This window comes from Acetobacterium sp. UBA5834 (assembly GCF_002435675.1).
In the GTDB taxonomy this organism is placed as follows: domain Bacteria; phylum Bacillota; class Clostridia; order Eubacteriales; family Eubacteriaceae; genus Acetobacterium; species Acetobacterium wieringae.
In genome coordinates this window covers 1-5,407 of the sequence record NZ_DJGY01000005.1, presented here as the reverse complement: position 1 = coordinate 5,407, position 5,407 = coordinate 1, and the positions used below count along the sequence as shown (strand labels likewise).

5 protein-coding genes are annotated in these 5,407 nt (G+C 40.7%); 4 read left to right on the top strand and 1 reads right to left on the bottom strand.

The window, feature by feature from the left end; translation table 11 throughout:
• Positions 1-1,025 (bottom strand): IS21 family transposase (istA, locus tag B3F51_RS00745; protein WP_286944902.1); only part of this gene is annotated, 1,025 nt, incomplete at its 3' end.
• Between the two features lie 294 nt (positions 1,026-1,319).
• On the opposite strand from istA, the gene B3F51_RS00740 reads away from it, so the two are divergent.
• The 4 genes from B3F51_RS00740 to B3F51_RS00725 form a co-directional block, all read left to right on the top strand.
• Positions 1,320-2,042, top strand: a complete 723-nt coding sequence (locus B3F51_RS00740) for a GGDEF domain-containing protein (protein WP_286944900.1) — start codon at positions 1,320-1,322, stop codon at positions 2,040-2,042.
• Positions 2,043-2,464: 422 nt separating this feature from the next.
• A complete protein-coding gene (locus B3F51_RS00735) occupies positions 2,465-3,829 on the top strand; it encodes a sulfite exporter TauE/SafE family protein (RefSeq protein WP_286944899.1) in 1,365 nt (454 codons plus the stop codon).
• A 39-nt stretch (positions 3,830-3,868) separates the two neighbouring features.
• Positions 3,869-4,366, top strand: a complete 498-nt coding sequence (locus tag B3F51_RS00730; RefSeq protein WP_026395833.1) for a hypothetical protein — start codon at positions 3,869-3,871, stop codon at positions 4,364-4,366.
• A gap of 62 nt (positions 4,367-4,428) precedes the next feature.
• A partial coding sequence (locus B3F51_RS00725) for a heavy metal translocating P-type ATPase (protein WP_286944897.1) occupies positions 4,429-5,407 on the top strand: 979 nt, incomplete at its 3' end.

Genomic DNA, 5,407 nt, shown 5'->3' with positions numbered 1-5,407 from the left:
TCACATTTAATATGATAATTGAACTGTACCGTGGCTTTTTTCCATTGCGACAATTCATAAGGGGCAGGTGGCAATGGCGTAAGAAAAGGCTTTTCATCAGCAAGGTAAACACTGTGCCGACTACCATCCTTTTTTTGAAAGGGCTTGTGATTGAGCTTTTCCAGCTGAATCTGGATTTCACGATTCAGTTCCTCAAGCGCAAAGAATTTCTCGTTGCGGATGGCCGCTGTAATCCAGTTGGTTACAACATTGACTGAACCCTCGACACCAGGTTTGTCTTTGGGCGACTTCACTCTTGCGGGTAATACGGCTGTATCGTAGTATTCCGCCATCTCATAATAGGTTTTATTGATCTTTGGCGTATACCAGTCATCGTTCTTATCAACCCCGGTCTTGAGATTATCAGGAATCAGCATCGTTGTACTGCCGCCAAAGTATTGATACATATGGATATGGGCGGTAATCCAGCTTTCCAGATCCATTTTGAGAAAGGCTTCCACATAGGCATAGAGACTGTAATTCAGAACCCCGACAAAAATATGGCAGGGGATCATTTCACCGGTATCGGTGTCAATGATGTAAGCCGGCTTTCCGGCCCAGTCCACTTCGATTTGTTCACCGGGCTTGCGGGGAATGTGCATAGTCGCCCGTTTCTTGTCGCTGTACTTCTGATAATGGTGACAGAATTGCGTATACATCAGTGGGATATCTCTATTCTGTCGACAGCTTTCACAGTATTCATTCCAGAGAAGCTTTAATGTTACCCCACTGCGCAGCATTTCCTTGTCGATGTAATCATAGTCCGGAAATTTGCGGTCCGATTTTGGCACGGATTTATCAGGAAACAATAATTTTTCCAGATCAGCATCCGTTGTTTCAGCCGGTAACGGCCAGATGATGTTGCAGGCTTTGGCTCGATTAACAACATCCCGAACTGTTTTTCTGGCACAGCCACAGCTACTGGCAATACCAGTCTGGTTGATGCCAAGGTTGAACAACCTTATAATTTCACGGTATTTGGTCATGAGAATGACCTCCTAAAATGGATTTACATCAGTTAACTGATGCATATATCCCTTATACCCTGATTGAAACCTGACCGGAACGGTTGAAACGAAAACCCGGAAGCGTTGGCACGAAACACCGAATCGACTGGCACGAATATCCGGTTCGGTTGGAAGATTCGACCGAAATACTCAAGGTAACAGTCGAGGAAATGCTGCGTAATAAGCAAATACAGTTCGATGGTAGAATCGTTGATGCTTTTTTAAAAATAGAAAAATCATTAAATAATGATAGTAAATGATTGGAGTGGAAATATGAATAAAAAATTTATTGCTGTTGTTATTTTGTCCATGATATTTTTAGGGGCAATTTGTGGATATACATGTTGTATAATTTTTATGATGACTAGGGAAAGTTTATTAATACACTGTGTTTCAACTGGAATTATTTATGGTTTAATCAATTCTTTATTTGCATTATTTTTTATACATAGATACAGTATTCTAAAAGTAGATAAACAAAAACTTGAACAGGAAATAAGAATAGATAAATTAACTGAATTATATAATAGATATGCTTTTGAAGAAGATATAAAGAGTCTGAATAACAGCTCAACTTACACTGTGATTTATTTGGACATAGATGATTTTAGTAAATTTAATAACACCTATGGACATGAAGCAGGCGATATCGTATTAAAAAATGCGGCAAAAACAATTAAAGGTAGCATTCGGAACATTGATAAAGCATATCGATATGGTGGTGAAGAATTGATTGTTATTTTAGATGAGTGTGCAAAAGAATTAGCTTTGAAAATTGGCAATAGAATTATAGATAATATCAGGAATAGTGATAATACACCTTATCCAGGAATTACGGTTTCTGCTGGATTAGCTTCCGCTCCTGATGATGCTGAGTCTTTTGCCAATCTATTAAAAGCAGGTGATACAGCCTTATATAGAGCGAAAGAACTGGGTAAGGATAGATTAGTTAGTTACCAGAAAAATATGGAACAAGATTTCGCATGTAAACTGTGATTAGTTTTTTGGCAAAAGCATTATATTTATTTGAATAGTATCGTTGCCTTCGAAATGATGAAAATTATATCAGTTTGAAGGTGCTTTTTTTATATAAAGTAAGCTGGTCAATAATGATCTGAACCCAAAAGTTTGAACGTTTATACCGACTGTTGGTATTCTCGAAATCGGTAGTTGTCAAGATAGTTGGCAGTTTTAATTGAAATAAATTTTGACAGTAACCGTTTTAAAATCATGCTTCTTCCAGTGAATCCAGCATCAGATCAGAAACATGCATCATTTTAAATAAAGTAAATGTATTGGAATAATTGATACATTGCTTTATTTTTTTTAAAATTTTTTAAATAATTTCTTATCTCCATAAGTTCTACAAAAGTTATTGTTATTATTCCTATAGACAAGAAGTGACAAGGAGAATGACCATGGAAGAAAAACCAATAACAAAGACATTTTCAGTGAGTGGAATGACCTGTGTTAATTGTGAAAATCGAATTGAGAATAAACTTAAAAAGCTTGATGGTGTAACCAATGTCACTGCAAGTTATCCGCGTTCACGGGTCAGTTTTACATATGACCCAGATCGTGTAAAGCTGTCGGCCATTGTGCAGACCATTGAAAGCATGGATTATCATGTGAAACGTGCAGGTGAAAAACAAAAGAACAAAACCGTTGAAAAGAAAAATAAAATCAATGAAGTGTTAGGAACCGGCATTATCATCATTGCCGCATTCGTGATTATTAATTACTTTGGCGGTTTTAATATCTTCAACTCGTTTCCGGAGGCAAAACAGGGTGTGGGTTACGGCGCACTATTGTTAATCGGTTTACTCACATCGATCCACTGCGTTGCTATGTGTGGAGGGATCAATCTTTCACAATGCGTTCCCAATGCAAGTATCAAAAGTGAAAAGAAAACCGCAAATCTCAGACCCGGCATTTTATACAACACCGGACGGGTGATCTCTTACACCATTGTCGGCGGGATCGTCGGAGCACTAGGATCAGTCGTCAGCTTTTCAGGAACCGCAAAAGGAATTGTCGCTGTTATGGCAGGGGTGTTTATGGTAATTATGGGCTTAAATATGCTTAATATTTTCCCCTGGTTGCGCAAGTTTAATCCCAGAATGCCCAAGATTTTCGCCAGGAAGATCAATGAACAGAAAAAAAGTAACAGTCCCTTATATGTCGGACTTTTAAATGGCTTAATGCCCTGCGGACCACTCCAGGCGATGCAACTCTATGCACTTTCCACCGGTGATCCGGTACAGGGTGCCTTATCGATGTTGGCATTCAGTTTGGGAACGGTGCCGCTGATGTTTGGACTGGGAGCGATCAGCTCATTGCTCAGCAAAAAATTTACCAGCAAAATGATGACCGCCAGTGCCGTATTAGTCCTGATACTGGGTGTGTTTATGTTCAGTAACGGTATGAGTTTATCCGGTATTGGACTTCCGTCCTTAACCGGTGGTGTTACAGCGGCGAATGAAGCGCAGCAAAACAATACAGCAACCGTCGACCAGGGGGTTCAGACAATTACAACGAAGCTTTCACCGAATAGTTATGAACCAATCACAGTCCATGTCGGGGTACCCGTCAAATGGATCATCCAGGCAGACGAGAGTGATATAAATGGGTGCAACAATCAAGTATTGATTCCTAAATACAATATTGAAAAGAAATTAGTGGCCGGTGACAATATCATCGAATTCACCCCAACTGAAACAGGAACAATCCCCTATAGTTGTTGGATGGGGATGATTAAAAGCAATATAACAATTGTTGATTAAAAGATAATAAAGGGTATTATTAAAAGGAGGTTTTAAAAAATGAAAAAATCATTTTATTTATTAGGAAGCGTGTTAGCGATCGCTCTGATTGGGATCGTCTTACTTTCTGGTTGCACCAGAAGTTCGGGAAACACAGGAGGAACTGCTGTTAATTCGAATTCCTCACAATCAAGCAGTGAGACTCAAAATACGACAACACAACAGAGTACCAGCAGTTCCGGGGCCAAATCAAATGGCGGAACCAAAGCCACAGTGAGTGATGGGGTTCAAACAGTAACGACCACTCTTGAGCGAGGTTATGCTCCGATTGTCGTACAAACGGGTATACCAGTTAAATGGACCATTACTGCTGAAAATGGTGACCTGAGTGGCTGTAATAATAAAATGCTCATCAGAAGTTACGGTGTGGAACAAAAACTGAATGTCGGAGAAAATGTGGTTGAATTTACACCGACAAAATCAGGGACTATCCAATATTCCTGTTGGATGGGAATGGTAGGAAGTACGATTACTGTTGTAGACGATATTAACCAATAAAAAACTAGTAAATTAATACAATTGATAAATATTATTTTGAAGCGCAAGAGGAGGGGAATTTAATGAACAAAGAAACAGTCAAAATAACCGGAATGACCTGTGCGGCCTGTGCGGCCAGGGTGGAAAAAGTAGTCAATAAGATGCAAGGGATAAACAGTGCATCGGTTAACTTTGCCACCGAAAACCTGTCAGTTGAATACAATGAGGCAGAGACATCCCGGCAAAAAATCAATGAAGCCATTGAAAAAGCCGGATACGGAACCGTGGAAGTTTCCACCAAAAGTGAAGTTACCATCCCCATTGGCGGGATGACCTGTGCCGCCTGTGCATCGCGAATTGAAAAGGTTCTGGGAAAACTTGAAGGAGTAATCAGTGCGTCGGTTAATCTGGCAACGGAAAAAGCCACCGTTCACTACGACACCCAGCAGATTAAACTTTCTACCATTCGCCAGGCCATTGAAAAAGCCGGGTATCAGGCGCTGGAAATTGAGAAAAAAACGGCCATTGATGAAGACAAACTGAGGAAGGAAAAAGAAATCCGAACCCTCAAGACTAAATTAATCGTGTCGGCAACTTTCGGGATACCGCTGCTTTATCTGGCCATGGGGGCGATGATCTGGTGGCTGCGGCTGCCGATTCCCAGCTTTCTGGAGCCGATGCAATATCCACTGACCTACGCCATCGTGCAAATCATTCTGGTGATTCCAATTATAATCGCTGGCCACCGTTTTTATAGTGTCGGTTTCAAAGCCATCATCCAGCGCAGTCCCAATATGGATTCATTGATTGCGATGGGAACCTCGGCGGCGATTCTCTACAGCCTCTATTCTGTTTATCAGATCAGTTCAGGCAATTTCGGGGCAGTTGAAGATCTGTATTTTGAAACCGCCGGGGTTATCATTACCCTGATTCTGTTAGGGAAATATCTGGAAGCCGTATCCAAAGGAAAAACTTCCGAAGCGATTAAAAAACTGATGGGCCTTGCGCCTAAAACGGCCATTGTCATCCGGGATGGCGCCGAAATTGAAACACCCATTGATG

What these genes read in the sequence shown, in the direction of transcription:
- B3F51_RS00740 (WP_286944900.1), top strand. Translation starts at nt 1,320, where the DNA reads ATGAATAAAAAATTTATTGCTGTTGTTATTTTGTCCATGATATTTTTA.
- B3F51_RS00730 (WP_026395833.1), top strand. Translation starts at nt 3,869, where the DNA reads ATGAAAAAATCATTTTATTTATTAGGAAGCGTGTTAGCGATCGCTCTG.
- B3F51_RS00735 (WP_286944899.1), top strand. Translation starts at nt 2,465, where the DNA reads ATGGAAGAAAAACCAATAACAAAGACATTTTCAGTGAGTGGAATGACC.